Origin of the sequence: Halomonas maura (genome assembly GCF_030409305.1) — a bacterium.
GTDB lineage: Bacteria > Pseudomonadota > Gammaproteobacteria > Pseudomonadales > Halomonadaceae > Halomonas > Halomonas maura.
Window position 1 is genome coordinate 24316 of sequence record NZ_JAUFPQ010000025.1, and the last position, 15687, is coordinate 40002.

The 15687-nt window shown below is 61.5% G+C and carries 14 protein-coding genes; 4 read left to right on the forward strand and 10 right to left on the reverse strand.

Annotation, left to right across the window (positions count from 1 at the left end):
- Window positions 1-297: 297 nt before the first annotated feature.
- Window positions 298-1056 (reverse strand): NYN domain-containing protein, encoded by a 759-nt coding sequence (locus tag QWY76_RS17180; protein ID WP_290312585.1) that lies wholly within the window; start codon window positions 1054-1056, stop codon window positions 298-300.
- Window positions 1057-1106: 50 nt separating this feature from the next.
- Window positions 1107-1931, reverse strand: coding sequence for an HAD family hydrolase (locus QWY76_RS17185; RefSeq protein ID WP_290312587.1), 825 nt, complete (start codon window positions 1929-1931; stop codon window positions 1107-1109).
- 352 nt (window positions 1932-2283) lie between these two features.
- Here QWY76_RS17185 and QWY76_RS17190 point away from each other — a divergent pair, with 352 nt between their 5' ends.
- On the forward strand, window positions 2284-3813 hold the full coding sequence (locus QWY76_RS17190) for a sensor domain-containing diguanylate cyclase (protein ID WP_290312590.1): 1530 nt from the start codon (window positions 2284-2286) through the stop codon (window positions 3811-3813).
- A gap of 620 nt (window positions 3814-4433) precedes the next feature.
- Here QWY76_RS17190 and QWY76_RS17195 read toward each other — a convergent pair.
- The 7 genes from QWY76_RS17195 to QWY76_RS17225 form a co-directional block, all read right to left on the reverse strand.
- A complete protein-coding gene (locus tag QWY76_RS17195) occupies window positions 4434-4829 on the reverse strand; it encodes an NUDIX domain-containing protein (protein ID WP_290312592.1) in 396 nt (131 codons plus the stop codon).
- Between the two features lie 394 nt (window positions 4830-5223).
- Window positions 5224-5862, reverse strand: coding sequence for an SGNH/GDSL hydrolase family protein (locus QWY76_RS17200; RefSeq protein WP_290312594.1), 639 nt, complete (start codon window positions 5860-5862; stop codon window positions 5224-5226).
- Window positions 5863-6334: 472 nt separating this feature from the next.
- Window positions 6335-7054, reverse strand: coding sequence for an AbiV family abortive infection protein (locus QWY76_RS17205; protein ID WP_290312595.1), 720 nt, complete (start codon window positions 7052-7054; stop codon window positions 6335-6337).
- A 378-nt stretch (window positions 7055-7432) separates the two neighbouring features.
- Complete coding sequence (locus QWY76_RS17210) at window positions 7433-8338, reverse strand: ribose-phosphate diphosphokinase (RefSeq protein ID WP_290312597.1); 906 nt, start codon at window positions 8336-8338, stop codon at window positions 7433-7435.
- On the reverse strand, window positions 8338-9921 hold the full coding sequence (locus QWY76_RS17215) for a thymidine phosphorylase family protein (RefSeq protein WP_290312599.1): 1584 nt from the start codon (window positions 9919-9921) through the stop codon (window positions 8338-8340). Before QWY76_RS17215 ends, QWY76_RS17210 begins: the two co-directional genes overlap by 1 nt.
- A gap of 254 nt (window positions 9922-10175) precedes the next feature.
- The gene (locus tag QWY76_RS17220; protein WP_290312601.1) at window positions 10176-11459 is read right to left on the reverse strand and encodes a M24 family metallopeptidase; all 1284 of its coding nucleotides are present in this window, start codon (window positions 11457-11459) and stop codon (window positions 10176-10178) included.
- 75 nt (window positions 11460-11534) lie between these two features.
- The gene (locus QWY76_RS17225; RefSeq protein WP_290312603.1) at window positions 11535-12416 is read right to left on the reverse strand and encodes a HalD/BesD family halogenase; all 882 of its coding nucleotides are present in this window, start codon (window positions 12414-12416) and stop codon (window positions 11535-11537) included.
- A gap of 109 nt (window positions 12417-12525) precedes the next feature.
- Here QWY76_RS17225 and QWY76_RS17230 point away from each other — a divergent pair, with 109 nt between their 5' ends.
- Window positions 12526-13413 carry a LysR family transcriptional regulator gene (locus QWY76_RS17230; protein ID WP_290312605.1) on the forward strand — a complete coding sequence of 296 codons (888 nt, stop codon included), beginning with the start codon at window positions 12526-12528 and terminating at the stop codon, window positions 13411-13413.
- Between the two features lie 28 nt (window positions 13414-13441).
- Here the strand turns inward: QWY76_RS17230 and QWY76_RS17235 are convergent, their stop codons facing one another.
- Complete coding sequence (locus QWY76_RS17235) at window positions 13442-13918, reverse strand: YbhB/YbcL family Raf kinase inhibitor-like protein (RefSeq protein WP_290312607.1); 477 nt, start codon at window positions 13916-13918, stop codon at window positions 13442-13444.
- 123 nt (window positions 13919-14041) lie between these two features.
- Here QWY76_RS17235 and QWY76_RS17240 point away from each other — a divergent pair, with 123 nt between their 5' ends.
- The gene (locus QWY76_RS17240; RefSeq protein ID WP_290312610.1) at window positions 14042-14503 is read left to right on the forward strand and encodes a flavodoxin family protein; all 462 of its coding nucleotides are present in this window, start codon (window positions 14042-14044) and stop codon (window positions 14501-14503) included.
- Between the two features lie 63 nt (window positions 14504-14566).
- Window positions 14567-15658, forward strand: a complete 1092-nt coding sequence (locus QWY76_RS17245; protein ID WP_290312612.1) for a TAXI family TRAP transporter solute-binding subunit — start codon at window positions 14567-14569, stop codon at window positions 15656-15658.
- Window positions 15659-15687 lie beyond the last annotated feature (29 nt).

Below are 15687 nucleotides of genomic sequence, written 5' to 3' on the forward strand. Positions count from 1 at the left end.
CGTTCCAGGCAGGCGCTCCCCGGACTCGAAGGCGGACGCATCGGGCGAGGGCGCGATGCCAGACTCGCGCAAGATCTTGCGAACATAGCCTGCCTCTGAGCATAGCGCTTGTCCCCGGCGTAGGTAGCCAGAGCGTTGGCCCTTCGCTTGGCCTCAGCATCACCGACGCCGGCAAGGGCAGCACTGGCGATTATTTCGCAACCGGATATTTCTTCCTGGATGACGGAATTCGTGTCGTTACCATTCAACCCCCGAGTTCAGGGTCGCCTCAAACGACCTCGCAACGTGCCGTGATGGCTACTCGGAAAAACGCTTATCCCTGACAAACAGATCGAAGGCATTATTCCCTCTCGGATTCCTTTTCTCCAAGTCAAACAACTCTGTGGTTTCAATCAAAGCGCTTAGCTTTCGATACCCGTAGTTCCTGGAGTCGAAAGAGCTTTGATTAGCGATATGTGTTCCTACAGCGGCAATATTAGCCCAGCCAGCATCATCGGAGGCCGCTTCAACAGCACCGCGTAGAAGACTTATCAGCTTGGCATCTTGATTCAACTGCTTCTTGGACTTTTTTTCTTTTGCAGATGACTTGGGAGTTTCTGACGCATTCAATTCGTTCGACGGAACCGCAAGCGCCTCGAGAAACACAAACTTATCACAGGCTGCTTGCAATGCCCCTGGTGTCTTCTTTTCTCCAAAGCCATAAACAACCAATCCCGACTCGCGGATTCGTGTTGCCAGCTTGGTAAAATCCGAATCACTCGTGACCAGGCAAAATCCATCAAATTTCTCCGTATAGAGCAAATCCATGGCATCAATGATCATGGACGAATCGGTAGAGTTTTTCCCTGTCGTGTAGCTAAACTGCTGCATTGGACTAATAGCATACTCATGCAGCATTACCTTCCATGATGAAAGCTGGGGTGTTGTCCAGTCACCATAGGCCCTTTTCACACTAGCCGCTCCATAATTGGCCACCTCCTGAACCAGGGCCTCGCACAATGCAGGGCTAATGTTATCCGCATCAATCAGAACGGCCAGCTTCTTTCGTTGTTCCATGGGCTATGACCTATTGCTTAAATTATACTCTACAGTGCAACCCCTTATATTCATCTGCATCTCCGCGCATACAGCCGAAGAATACCCCTGACGGTCACATCCAGTTGACTACCCACAGAATAATTCCCCGACACCACATAGCTGGCCCTATCTTCTGAAATCAACTTCTCAATCTTCTCTTGGGTATTACCCTCGTTCCACTTATCACCATCAAAAACGGCAATACTGCACCCTCCCTGCGCCTTTACCATTTTCATGGCTGGAATATCAGTATCCCCATCACCAAAATATATCATGCGATCGAAAGGGAAGGGGCGGTCCTGAGGCTCTATGTATTCGTTTACTTTCTTAGTATCCCAGCTATTTTCTATCCCCTTGTTTATGCGGAATAGGTACTGGGTCTTCGTGGTGTAGTCGATCGCAACGACTGGCCATTTGGCGAATCCGGTTTCCTCATCATAATGGTAGCGACATCCAAATATTTTTTTGAAATACTTGGCTACAGGCGTACCGCGAATCATCTCTTCAAGCCCACTCGACACTATGTAATGACTGAGAGCTATACTCTGGTCGCTTGCAAAGCGATTGACCGCATCAAACCAACCCTCAACACCGGGGAATAGGGGAATGGATTCACCATGAAACTGGAGCCTCTCAGGGCTCAATTCTGTTTGCTTGCCGACCTCGCGGGCTCGTAGTGCCAACTCGCCTAGGTAGGTGAGTATCTCATCACCATCCCGCTCGCGGTTCTTTCGGTGCACTTCAGGCCAAAACTCCGCTTTATCGGACAAATCCAAGGCTGGCATCAGCCCATGTTCAGCGCAATTTCCCTTTGCGAGGGTACCGTCGAAATCATAAACCAATGCGCACTGCATAGTTCGCTTTCCTTCTTTGCATGGATTTTGACGAACAGGACCTCAAACGCGGCGGAACTGCACAGCAGCTTTGGCGTCAGTTGGAGCGCCTTGTTGGACCATCGGGGGCAGCCACCGATTTCCCTTTACCAGACCTTCCCTGGTCACTGGTTTTCCGGCTTCCCTCACCCTAGCACACCTTCCGGGAAATGCGGGAAAATGGGGTCTGTCCCCGATTTTCCCATACAATTCATGTCAGTCAGCCATGACAGTGTTAGGCTATCTAGCAAGTGCGATGCAAACAGTGACATACCCAATACGTGTCAACCTCGCGCAAGCCTGCGATCGGCAGGCAAGATAACTACGAGCAAGCATGCCGGATATCAAGTGGCTTCAACACCGGGCGCCGCATTCTCTCAAACGCCCCCATCGTCTTGCCCTGGCGACACTGGCCCCACGCGCCTTCGCCTTCGCTCATACCTTTGGGCTCACGGTGTGGATCGCCCTGGTGGAGGGCAGCGGCTGGTCGCTGATTCTGCCTGGCCTGCTCCTGCTGCTGTGGCCGGGGGTGGCATGCGCCCACGCCGCCCTGGTTCAGGACTCGAAGCGTGCCGAATTCCGGAACCTCTATTTCGATAGCTTGTTGTTTGGTGTCTGGTGCGGCGTGCTGGACTACTACGTCTGGGCCACCCTGACCATTGGGCTTGCCTGCTTGATGAACAACATGGTCGTCGGCGGCCCGCGCCGAATGGCCGCCTCGGTCGCGTTGTTCACCGGCGGCGCCCTGGGTTGGGGGGCCTTAACAGGGTTTGAGTTTCGTCCCAATGTCAGCACGGGGTTGGATATCTACCAGGGCACCGGCGCGGTGGTCTACTTCCTCTCACTTGCCTACGTCATGTACGGCCAGAATCGCAAGATCGGGCACAGCATTGCCGAGACCAAGTACAAGAATCGGGTCATTCACGCCCTGCTCGATCTCGGCGCCGTTGCCAATCGCGCCTCGAACATCAATATCCTGCTCGATGACTCCTTGAAGCACCTACATGCCGACTTTCCCGAGTACGGGTTTGCCGTGTTCCTCCAGGAGCGCCAGCGCCCCGAGGTAACGCGTTACGCCGCCGTCGCCGGCCTGCGCCTTGGCCCCGAGGATGAACGCCGCCTGAGCAGCCTGTTGGGCACGCTCCACGCCCCCTCTGCCGGCACCATCAAGCTCGGTGACAAGACCGAGGGTGAGCAGCTGTATGCGACCTCCATGGCAGGGCGCTTGAGCCGATACGAAGGCTGGCTGATCGTGCGTGCCCCCCAGCTGGACGACACCCTGGAGGGCATGCTGACCCTGTTCGTCGACCAGTTGGCGGCGGCCACCGAAAACAAGCTGCTGCAACTGGAACTCCAGAAAGCGGCCGAGCGCGACGGGCTGACCGGGCTCTACAACCGCGGCTTCTTCGAAGCGGCGCTGCAGTTGAGCATCCAGGGCAAGACCCAGCCACCGGGGCTGGATTTTGCCGTGCTGATGATGGACGTCGACGGGCTCAAGGAAGTGAATGATCGATATGGGCACGTAGCGGGCGACCAACTGATCACCGCGGTCGCCGATCTCCTGAGCATGCAATGCCGGGAAGACGATATCCTCGCACGTTATGGCGGCGATGAATTCGTCATCCTGTTTCCTTCCGGGTCGCTGTCGGCACCGAACCGCATCGCCGGCTTGATCCGGACACACTTGGCAGGCCAGCGCTGCGTCATCACCTCAGCCCACGGCGAGACTGTGATGGTAGAGCTCCTTTTGAGCATGGGAAGCGCCAGTTCCACCGAAACCTCCGCACAGGAGGTACTGTCTCTCGCGGACAACCGCATGTATGACGAAAAAATCCTGCGCCGCAAAAAGAGGACCCTCGGCTGAGTGGGGGCACCTCGATCTTGTTCCATACTCCGCTAAGCTTTGTCTGACAAGTCGACGAGCGATGGCCAGGGCTAGGCCCGCTCCCGGCGGGCCAACGCATTTCCCACATCCATGTGGGTCACAAGGCAAAAATCGGTGACAAATCGGCAAGGACAGCCGATTTGGGCAGCTCCGCTGCTCGCAGAGCGAGCGACATGGAGGTCGCGAGTCAAAACACGGAGTTTACGCGGTGTAAATGAGTCCTTTGACCGGGCTCGCGCACGAGCCGATTTTTAACGCCGGATGGGCGAGCGCAGGCAGTTTTCAGACAAAGCGTAGGCCGTCATCACAGTCTCCGGCCATTGCCCTCCCCAGAGGATGACGATGCTGCTTTCCCTGCTGACGATGTCACCGTTTACCCTTCGGCAATGAGGGACTGTCCCCGATCACCCTTGGAATCTGCCAATACCTCCAGCTACTAAGTGGTGTCACTTCTCACGGAAGAAATGCCGGATTCGGCCAGGAGCAGATATCAAGAACAGGATGATTTATTCATGATGCTGCAGGCGGAGACTAGCAGAAGCCGAGCTTTGTGAATAATCATAACCTAAGGCTGTATATTTTAGATACGTGAGGCAACTTCATGACTCAAAGTAAATACCCAAGCCAGACCGCATGAAAACCAGACGCCTTGCTGTTTGCCTATCAACTAATTCTATGGCTGCATCGATGGCAACAAGCCGATAGGATTCCAGTTCCTCTTCAGGCAAACGTATATCACCCTCTTCACTGAGGATTCCTCCATCAAATATGAATCTAACATCATCAGTCGCCTTTCTGTATTCCAAGCAAAGCAATTCGCCCAAATCTATAGAAACATTCAGTTCTTCCAAGCATTCACGCTTGCAACACTCTTGCGGCGACTCGTTTTCTTCTATTGCTCCCCCTGGGAGAAGCCACTCCTTTCGATAGGTCGGCTTTACAATCACGATCTCATTATGACCATTCCGAATAATTGCTGCTGAAGCACCGATCATTTTTTAATAACCATAACAGTTGTCAGGTTTCCGCAGCAAAGTATTCACTATCGTGTCGAAATCAGCTTCTGCTGCAGCCAATTTTATAAGCATAGATTGAGATTCAGTATCTCACCAGTATCAACCGACGGTGGCAGCACAATAATGCAGGGTGGCGCGAAGTAAAGCCACAAGCCAGCGAGAAGCGCCATGAGGGAATTCACCACCAAATCGACAAGATATTATGCCGATCTTGTTGGAGTTTATTCAGGAAGGAGCGAAGGGCTCCTTTCTGCCAAAAAGGAGATTCAGCGCGGGCTGATATAACGCTTTGCACACCGGCCAAAGCAAGCCTAGCGTGTGGCGGTCCGAGCCGCATAGCGGCTGAAGTGCTGCAACTTGTTAGACGCCAACCTCATGATAGTAGAGGTTTTATTTCCTCAGCCAAGGCCAGACCCAGAACCTCGTGCTGATCCTCATCAAGATGCACTCCATCCACGCGGCTTGTGGAAGTCACCGACCCAGCATCAAAGACATGACAACCGGCATCTGCAGCCACTACCCGAATTGCCTCGGATAACCCGATAGCCCTATCCTCCGCCCCTTCAAATTTAGACGCGATATTGCCCTTGGCCTTCTGGATTGGCGGTGGCGCAACCACCAGAACGGCTGGCACTGGTATTCCGGGCTCGATTGGAGCGCGCCGAATCGCCTGAACAATGGCATTAACACCTTGGGCAGATTGCCAGGCATTATGCGTATGCATTGATTGGAAGTCATTCGTCCCCAGTAGCACGACCACCAACGACAACGGGCTGTTCACCTCGATTCTTTGCTCAAGACCGACAAGCCCATTCCGACCTGGCTTGTAGGGATCCTCCCACACCGTACGACGACCATTGAGGCAATCTTCTATTATCCGCGCCTTAATACCGCATTTCCGTAGCTGATTCTCAACTACACCAGGCCACCGCTGCTCAAAAGAAAAGCGGCGGCGAGTATGTGGAATAATTCCCCAGCTTAACGAATCTGCATATATGAGTATCTGGTGCACGATATTTCCTCTCTTGACGTCTAACGCCGGCGTTAGGCGGCACTGCCGTTGCCCCTACAAAGACCACTTATGGGACTTCTGGTTCTGGAATGCATGCTGACTTTGATGCCTACCTGGTCGCCCTTCGAACGCGTAGTCCTCCGAAAGCACAATAGAGAATGAAGCCATTCAACAGGATACAGCCTATGCCTGTTCCGAGCCCAAGCCATTTCGTCGGCAAGATAGATATCCAGGGCATTGCGAATGGCAAGAGCAAGATCCCTGACTCGCCTGAATCCGCGGGGTTCTTTGACGCTACAAAGAAGACCCAGGAGAAGACCGCGCCCGCTGTAAACAGAAAGAGCCCGGCTGCAATGCTTCCTCCCCGAGACTTCCTGAATGTAAGAGCCATCGTGCTGCCGCCTAACGCCCACATAAACGGCGCGACGTCAGGAGCGTCCGGCGACCGAAGGGAGCGACTTTAATGTGATTGTTAGGTGTCATCACTTCGGAACGTCCTACCCTTGTTCTGATATTCACGCTGGTACAATGTAATTGAATCGGCGAGATCATTTTCGCCCTGCTCCATTCGTGATATTTGATACCACCAAAAGTCTTCCGTATTGAAGAAATCATTAACTTTCCGATCCTTCATACCATAGAATTGGTCTTCGTTGGCTGACCTTTTAGTCGGCTCGTTCTTTCTCTGATGTTCTGCAGTTTTTGCATAGCAATGTCGAGCTAAACGAATGCAGTCTCTTGCCGCAACTTCTCGAACCACGTCTTTCGGTCGATAAAGCTTTCCGTCCAGATAGTTTATATCGGTATACATCGAAGGTTCACGCCCCTGTTTGAGCGAGATCATCAGACCAATGATACCTTCAAGCTCATCTCGTAAATTACTGTGGGAAATCACGGAAGCATTGAAAGCAGCTGTAATCTTTCTTGAGTGGCTTTCGAGAGAGCTTCTAACTTTCGCAGTCACAGCTGAATCATTGAGATTGCGTCCAAGCGCGTCAAAAGCGAGGAATGATTTTCCTATCTCTTCGATAGCGGCTATTGCCAAATAATACGAGCGTGCTAAGCGGCCATGCTGAAATAGTAAGTCAGCCTCATCTATAAGAAGACTTGCATTTTCCAGAGCATCGATACTGTACTGAGCAAGCATCTCCGCAGAGTAGCGAAATTGATTTGGAATCTGCGAATTACCCATTTTGATACCTAACTGTGATTAAATGGAACGCTGTGATATCGGATAAACGTGCCGGCACGATCAACAATGTAATCTAACGCGGCACCCATTCTCTAACCTATTGAAATAACGGAATATCAAGTATAAATAGGCAGCATGTCACCAATCATCGTGCTGGCGGCATAACACGGATGGATACGCTTGCTGCCTTTGCCGGCACGGCCGCTGTAGGTCGTCAGCAGACAGGCTTCGCGGGCAACGTGGACCTACTGGGGCGGGGTTACATGCGTTGGATAAAGACTTGCAGATGCGGCGATGGATCACGTTCATTCTGTATGTCCCTTTCCCTGGTCACCGATGTCCCTGCGTTCATTCCTGAATTCAACCCTAGCACAACCTTCAGGATAGTTCGGTTATTACTTGGTCTAGTGCCTTGGCCAGCACCGGGGCCATGGGAATGGCGTTGCTGGTGTGGGCGATGCAGTCGGTGCTCCACACCTCCCCTACCCCGGCGGCCTCGATCACGTCCATGGCATTGCCGGCGAAGAGTGCATGGGTCAGCGCCACGTCCACCGAGGCGGCGCCGCCGGCGAGCAGCGCCTCGGCGGCGCGGGCCACGGTATGGCCGGAGCTTGCCACGTCGTCCATCAGCACCACCTGGCGGCCGGCCACCTCCAGCTCGGGCAGGGTGATTTCCACGTCGCGGTCGCCGTTGCGGGTCTTGTGGCACACGCCGAAGGCGAAGCCGGTCGCCGCGGCGGCGCTCTGCACCCACTGGCGCGATTCGGCGTCGGGGCCGACCAGTAGCGGGTCGTCGCGCTTCTCGGCGATCAGCTCGGCAAGGCGTGGGGCAGCGGAGAGCGCGATGGCGTGCTTGAGGGGGATGGCCTGGTCGAGGCGCTCGATGCGGTGCAGGTGCGGGTCGACGGTGATCACGGCGTCGAACAGCTCGGCGAGGAAGTGGCCGATCAGCGGCTGGCTGACCACCTCGCCGGGATGGAAGGCGATGTCCTGGCGCATGTAGGCGAGATAGGGCGCCACCAGCACCAGGTGGCGCACGCCCTGCTCCCTCGCATGGCGGGCGATCAGCAGCAGCTCGACGAGCTTGTCGTTGGGCCGGTCGAGGCTGCGGTAGACCACCAGGGTCTCGGGGAAGGCATGGGCCTCGTGGAAGGGCAGCGTCAGGCGCAGCTCGTCGTCGGGGAAGTGATGGCGCGCCACCATCATGGCCTGGAGGCCGGCGGCCTCGGCCAGGCGAGTGGCGGCGGCCGTCTCGTCATCGCAATGCAGCAGCACGGGAGTCATCAGCATTCCACGTTGAGTCGGGTGATCTGGTCGGGCTGGCCGATGGCGAAGCCGCTGTCGCGCTCGGTGGCCTGCCGGGAGAAGGTCAGCTCGTTGGGGTAGGCGGCGTAGACCCGGTACAGCGGCTGGCCGGCTTCCACCGTATCGCCGATCCGCGCCAACACGTCGACGCCGGCGCCGATGGCCCGGGGGGCCCCGGCGAGCCGGGCAATGCGCGCCAGCTGCAGGTTGTCGATGGCGGTCACCACGCCGCTGGCGCGAGCGGTCACTTCCACGCGATGCGGCGCCAGCGGCGGATGCTCGGGGTCGAAGGGCCTGGCGCCCTGGGCCGCGATGATGGCCTGCATCTTCTCCAGGGCGCGGCCGGCATCGAGGATGTCCCGGGCCAGGCCGAAGCCGTCGCCGCCGCGCACGTCCGGGTCGAACTCCAGCATCCGCCCGGCCAGGCGCAGGGCCTTCAGGCGCAGGTCCATGGGCGCGTCCGGGTGGTTGGTGAGCACTCGCATCACATCCCGGGCCTCCAGCACCGGGCCGATGCCCCGCCCCACCGGCTGGCTGCCGTCGGTGATCACCACCTCCAGGGTCAGCCCCATGCGGCCGGCCACGAACTCGAACAGCTTGCGCAGCCGGCGGGCCTCGGGCATGGAGCGCACCTTGGCATGCGGACCGATGGGGATGTCGAGCAGCAGGTGGCTGGAGCCGGCGGCGATCTTCTTGGAGAGGATCGAGGCCACCATCTGCCCCGGCGAGTCCACCGAAAGCGGTCGCTCCACCGAGATCAGCACGTCGTCGGCGGGCGAGAGCTGGCTGGTGCCGCCCCAGGCCAGGCAGCCCCGGTGAGTGCGCACCAGCTTGCCCAGTTCCTCGAAGGGCAGGTCGACCCTGGCCAGCACCTCCATGGTATCGGCGGTCCCCGAGGGCGAGGTGATGGCCCGTGAGGAGGTCTTGGGGCACAGCAGGCCGTGGGCGGCGACGATCGGCACCACCAGCATCGAGGTGCGGTTGCCGGGGATGCCGCCGATGCAGTGCTTGTCGACCACCGGGTGCTCGTGCCAGTCGAGCCGGCGACCCACCCGGCTCATGGCGTCGCTGAGGAAGAACACCTCCTCGCGGTCGAGCTCGTTGCGATCGCAGGCCACCACGAAGGCGGTCAGCTCGATCTTCGAATAGCGCCGCTCGGCGATGTCCTGGATGATCCGGCGGAAGTCGTCCCGGGTCAGGCGCTCGCCGGCGATCTTGCGATGCAGGGCGGGAATCGAGGGCGGCGGCTCGGCCTGCAGGATGCTGACCGGATGGCCCTCGACCACCCCCAGGGTGGCGAAGGCATCCTCGGAGAGTCCCAGCTCCCCGCAGGCGACGATCGCGGCATCGTCCACCACGTTGAGAGTGGCCAGGATGCGCTGGCCGTTGGCGCGCACCTCCACCTTGGCCAGCGCCTGGAAGCCCTCGGCCCGGTAGCGGTCGCACTCGCGGTGCATGTAGGCCACGTTCTCCCGGTAGGTATCGATGCCGACGCGTTTCAGCTTGAGCGGCGACAGGCGATCCTCGGTGGATGCGACCCCGGCGACGGGGGATCGAGTCATGGTGTCGTGCCTGCGAGGCGCCCCGGTGACACGGGCGTGTCACCCGGATGACGGATGGCTTCATCCTAGCAGCGCCCCGGGAGAGCGTCATTTGACGGGGGACAAGCGCACAGGCGGCTGGAACGCGAGACGCCCGCCCCGCGCGGCGGGACGGGCGTCGTGGCAACCGCTCGTTCGAGTGCTCGGGGCGCCGGGAAGTGGCACTGCTGGTCGCCGGCAAGCCCATCCTGCCAGGAGCGGGGTCTGGAACGCCCTCAGACTTCCCGGTCGAGAAGGGCCTCGTCGAAGGGATAGCCCGAGAGCTTCTCGATCCCCGTCTCGGTGACCAGCACCTCTTCCTCCAGCTTGACGCCGTCGGCGGCGCCGACCTCGCCGATGTAGCTCTCCACGGAGACGACCATGCCGGGCTCCAGGATGCCGTCCCTGGAGAAGCGATCGAAGTCCATGGGGTGGGCGACCAGCGGCGTCTCGCCGTGCATGCCCACGCCGTGGATGATCGACGGGTAGCGGCGGTCGAGGAAGCGCTCGGGAATCTTCCAGGCCTGTTCGGCGATCTCGCGGTAGCTCATGCCCGGCGCGAGGATGCCCATGTTGTGGTGCACCTGGTCGTAGGCCATGCGGTACAGGCGCTTCTGGTAGGCGCTCGGCTTGCCGGGGCCGACGTGGAAGGTACGCGAGAAGTCGGAGTAGTAGCCGTGGCAGCCGATGGTGTCGGTGTCCAGCGCTACCAGCTCGCCGGGGCGAATCACCCGGTCGCTGGCCTCGTTGAACCAGGGGTTGGTGCGCGGCCCCGAGGACAGCAGCCGGGTCTCGATGAACTCGCCGCCCTGCCTGATGATGTTGCCGTACAGGGTGGCGAACAGCTCGTTCTCGGTGACCCCCGGCCTGATGGCGGCCTCCACCTCGGCTACCGCAGCCTCGGCGCCGGCCATGGACTGGGCCAGGCAGGCGATCTCTTCCGGGGTCTTGATGCGCCGGCAGTGCAGGGTGTCCTGCATGCAGTCGAAGACCTCCAGGCCCAGGGCCTCCAGCGAGCGCGCCAGGTTCAGGGCGCAGCGGTCGAGGCCGATCTTGCGGTTACCACCGCCATGCTCTTCCATCAGCTCGGCGATCTCGATGCCGAAGGGGTCGGAGGACAGGTTGTCGCGCTGGTTGACCGCGGACCACACCACCTTGGAGGTGCGCGACTCGTCGATGGTCTCCAGCCAGGTGGACACGTGAGCGCTGCCCGGGTACTCGAAGAGGATCACCGGGCCCTCGAGCGGCACGTAGAGGTAGCGAGTGGAGTTGCGCAGGAAGTAGCCGAACATGTTGCGCGAGCCGGTGGCATAGCGCTGGTTGTAGGGGTCGAAGAGCACCACGGCGGCGTAGCCTTGCGCGGCCATCATCGCCCGCAGGCGCTGCAGCCGGCCGGCGCGCAGCTGCTTGGGATCGAAGGCGGTGGGGATGCAGTCGCCGCAGGCCATGGGGGCCGAGGGCACCACCGGGATCCGCTCCGGTTCGTTGTCGGTCAGCCTCTCGAAATCCACGATGCTCATATCAGGGTCCAGTCTATCCGGTATCGGTAGGGGGTATCCCGCGAAGGCAGAAGCGAGACACGCGGCGACGGCCGATCAATCGGCCAGGGCGTCGCGGCGCTGCATGCCTTCCTCGCGCAGCCGCTCGTGCACCGGCGCCATGCGCCCGAAGATGCGCCGAGCCCGCTCGGGGCGGCCGATGAAGCCCGGCTCCTGGGCGTAGGCGAAGATCACGGTGTGGCGCTCGCGGTCGCCCTCCACCGGGGTGACCCGGTGCAGCGAATAGCGACCGAAGAAGATCTGCAGATCACCGGGCTGGAGATCGAGGGACTTGAGCCGCGCGCGGTCGCCGTCGAGGACCCGCTCGACCTCATCGACGTTCTCGCCCTCGGGGCCGCGGATGCCCGGGGCATACTCGAAGCGACCGCCGCCGTGGGACTGGCGCGTCATCATGGTGACGATGAACTCGTTGGTGTCGTAGTGCCAGGGATGCTGGCAACCCTCGCGCAGCACGTTGATCACCAGGTCGGCCAACGGGTCGGCATAGGGGTGGATCTCCTCCATGCCCACCACGGTGGCGATGAAGCGCTGGAAGTCGGCGTTCCGGTAGACCCGGCGGATGATGGTGTCGTCGCCGATGCAGTCGCCGGCGACGAAGCCGTTGGTGCGATCGTCGAAGCGGTTCACCGGATGGCTGACGGGCTTCGCGGGATCGGCGGCGCTGTTGTAGGGGTTGGTCTCGGTCTGGTTGTAGTGGGCCTCCGGGGAGAGCCGCTCGGTCTCGCGTTCCAGGCGCGCCAGGGTCCTCTCGGGGACGAAGTGCTCGAGCACCACGCAACCGTCCACGGCCAGCTGGCGGCGGCAGCGCTCGACCAGCGCGCGTCCCGCCGCGCCGTCGAGATCTTCGAGGGGATAGCGGGCCAGGTCGACCAGGCCCTCGAGGCAGGTCGCGTCATTCGGGTCGGCTGCCGACTGCATGCATTACTGCTCCTGTCGTGCTCAAGGGGTCGCTAGACAGGATAGTGAGCCGAGCATCATAATAAAAATGAATGATTGACATGCCATCAATTTCAAAAGCTCATCAATAATGGATACCGTGCTACTCCGTACCTTCGTCACCGTGGCCGAGTGCCAGGGCTTCAGTGCCGCCGGCAAGGTGCTGCATCGCACCCAGTCGGCGGTGAGCCTGCAGATCAAGCGGCTCGAGGACCAGATGGGCCAGTCGCTGTTCGAGCGCAACAGCCGCAGCGTGCTGCTCACACCCCACGGGGAGCGCTTGCTGCCCTACGCCCGGCACATGCTCAAGCTGGAGGACGAGGCTCGGGAGGCCCTCGGCGAGGGGAGCCGCGGCGAGCTGATTCGCTTCGCCACCTCCGAGGAACAGGCCAGCGCCTACCTCCCCGACTTGCTGCCCCGCCATGCCCGGCGTTTCCCCGATACCCGCCTGGAGCTGCACTGCGACATGAGCGCCGCCCTGGTGCGCCAGTTTCAGGAGGGGCTGCTGGACGTGGTGCTGTCGATCCGCCACCTGCCCACCCGCTCCGGCCAGTTGCTGGGCTGGGAGCCGATGGTCTGGGTAGTGGCCGAAGACTGCCGGCCGGGCCAGTGGGAGACCCTGCCCCTGGCCCTCAACCCGGAGGGCTGCATCTTCCGGGCCCATGCGCTCTCGGCCCTGGGGCGCGAGGAACGCCGCTGGGACACACGCTACGCCAGCCAGTCACCGACCGGCCTCAACCTGCCGGTGCAGGCGGGCCTGGCCGTGACGGTGAAGACGCCGCGCAGCGTCCCGGCGGGCTGTCGGATCGTCGGCGAGAACGAGGGGCTGCCGCCCCTGGGGCAGGTGGAGATCGAGCTGCATCGGCGCCCGGGCCCCACCAGCGAGGCGCTGGACGCCTTCTGCGAGGAGCTCGAACGCATCGTCACCCACAACGAGGACGTGGCCGCCCCGGAATTCGGCGAGATGGCCGCGACCTGACCCTGCGCCTGCGTCGCGGGGCAGGCGCTCAGTCGCGGCGGTAGGTGCCGATCAGACGATTCATGGCGATCAGGTGGGGCTCGACCTGCTTGAGCAGCTCGCTCATCGAGATCCCCTCGGGCAGCGCCGTGGCCTTGTCCAGCGCCAGCACCCAGAAGTAGTAGTGGTGCAGGCCGTGGCCCTCGGGCGGCATGGGCCCCCCATAGCCGTTGCGGTTGAAGTCGTTGCGACCGCGGGTCCCCGCCGAGGTGGCCTCCTTCAGCGAGGCATCGGCGGTCGGCAGGTTGTAGAGCAGCCAGTGCACGAAGCCATAGCTGCCATGCTGCACGAGGGGCGCATCCGGGTCATGGCAGATCACCGCGAAGCTGCGGGTCTCCTCCGGCGGGTTCGACCAGCTCAGCGGCGGCGAGAGGTCGTCCCCTTCGCCGGTATACTTGATCGGGATCTCGCCCCTGTCCCGAAAGGCGGGGCTTGCGACCTGCATCTTCGAAAAGGCAAAGGCCATGGATCGGGTCCTCCCTGAAGGAACGGGTTGGCGATTTCAGCGTCGGCAACCGGTCGTTGCCTGTCAACGACGCCATGCCATGGCATGATGGCGGCGAGCCGCGCCTTCAACCGGAGGAAGAGGATGAAGCGACTGCTGATCGTGGCCCATGCGCCCTCCCCCAATACGTTACGGCTGCGCGAGGCCGCCGCGCGCGGCGCGCGCCATCCCGATATCGATGACGTCGAGGTGGTGGTCAAGGCGCCGCTTGAGGCCGGCCCCGAGGACGTGCTGGCCTGCGATGCCATCCTGCTCGGCACCACCGAGAACCTGGGCTACATGAGCGGCGCCCTCAAGGACTTCTTCGACCGCAGCTACTATGCCGTGCTGGAGGAGAAGCAGGGCCTGCCCTGCGCGCTCTACATCCGCGCCGGGCACGATGGCACCGGCACCCGCCGGGCCGTGGAAAGCATCGTCACCGGCCTGCGCTGGACGTGGGTGCAGGAGCCGCTGACCCTGCGCGGCGAGTGGCAGGACGGCTTCGTCGACCGGGTCGAGGAGTTGGGGCTCTACTTCGCCGCGGGGCTCGACGGCGGCATCCTGTAAGGGGCACGGCTATGCTGAGGCTATCGACGCCCGGCGGGCCGTCGACCACTCAGGAGGTGCGCCATGCAACCCCACCGGACGGCGTCGCCGCGCGCCATGCCCCCTTCGCGCCCCAGGCTGCGTCTGATCCTGCTGCTGCTGGCCGCCCTGGCGGGTCCCCCCGCATTCGCCCAGGGTGACGTCTCGACCATGGTCATTGCCACCGCAAGCCCCGCCGGGGTCTACCATGCCACGGGGCGCACCCTGTGCCGGTTGCTCGAGGCTCCCTGCGAGGCGCGCACCAGCGATGGCTCCGCCGCCAACCTCGAGGCGGTGCGTGCCGGCGAGGTGACCGTCGCCCTGGCCCAGTCTGACCTCCAGCACTACGCCGTGACCGGCACCCGGGGCTTCGCGGACGCGGGACCGGACCCCGCGCTGCGGTCCGTGATGTCGCTGCATGGCGAGCCCTTCACCCTGGTGGTCCGGCGGCGCAGCGGCATCCGGGCCTTCGATGACCTCCAGGGGCATGCCGTGAATGTCGGCAATCCCGGCTCGGGGCAGCGCGGCACCATGATGACGCTGCTCGAAGCCTGGGGCTGGACCCTCGACGCCTTCCGACCCGCCTACGCGCTGCCCGCCGACCAGCAGTCGCTGGAACTCTGCCACGGCAAGATCGACGCCATGGTCTACACCGTGGGCCACCCCAACCCCTCCATCGAGCAGGCCGTGCGGCTGTGTGATGCACGCCTGGTCGACGTGACCGGCCCGGCGGTCGACCGCCTGGTGGCCGAGGCGCCCTTCCTGACCCGGGCCACCATCCCCGCCGGGCTCTACGGCGACGACCAGCCCGCGGTCGAGACCTTCGGGGTCCGCGCCACCCTGGTGGCCTCGGCGGACACCGACCCGGAGGCCGTCTACGCCCTCGTCGCCGCGGTCTTCGACGACCTCGAGGCCTTCAAGTCCCGGCATCCCGCCTATTCCGACCTCACGCCGGAACGCATGATCGGCGAGGGCCTCTCCGCTCCCCTCCACGAGGGCGCGAAGCGCTACTACCGGGAACGGGGCTGGCTCGCGGACGCCCCGATGGACGATCCGGCGAACGAGGCCGAGGAGCCCGACGCAGCGGATGAGCCGCCTGCCGAACCCGAGGAGCCGCCCACCGTGCCCGACAACTGAGGCCGACAGCGGAGGCCGCCAACGACGAC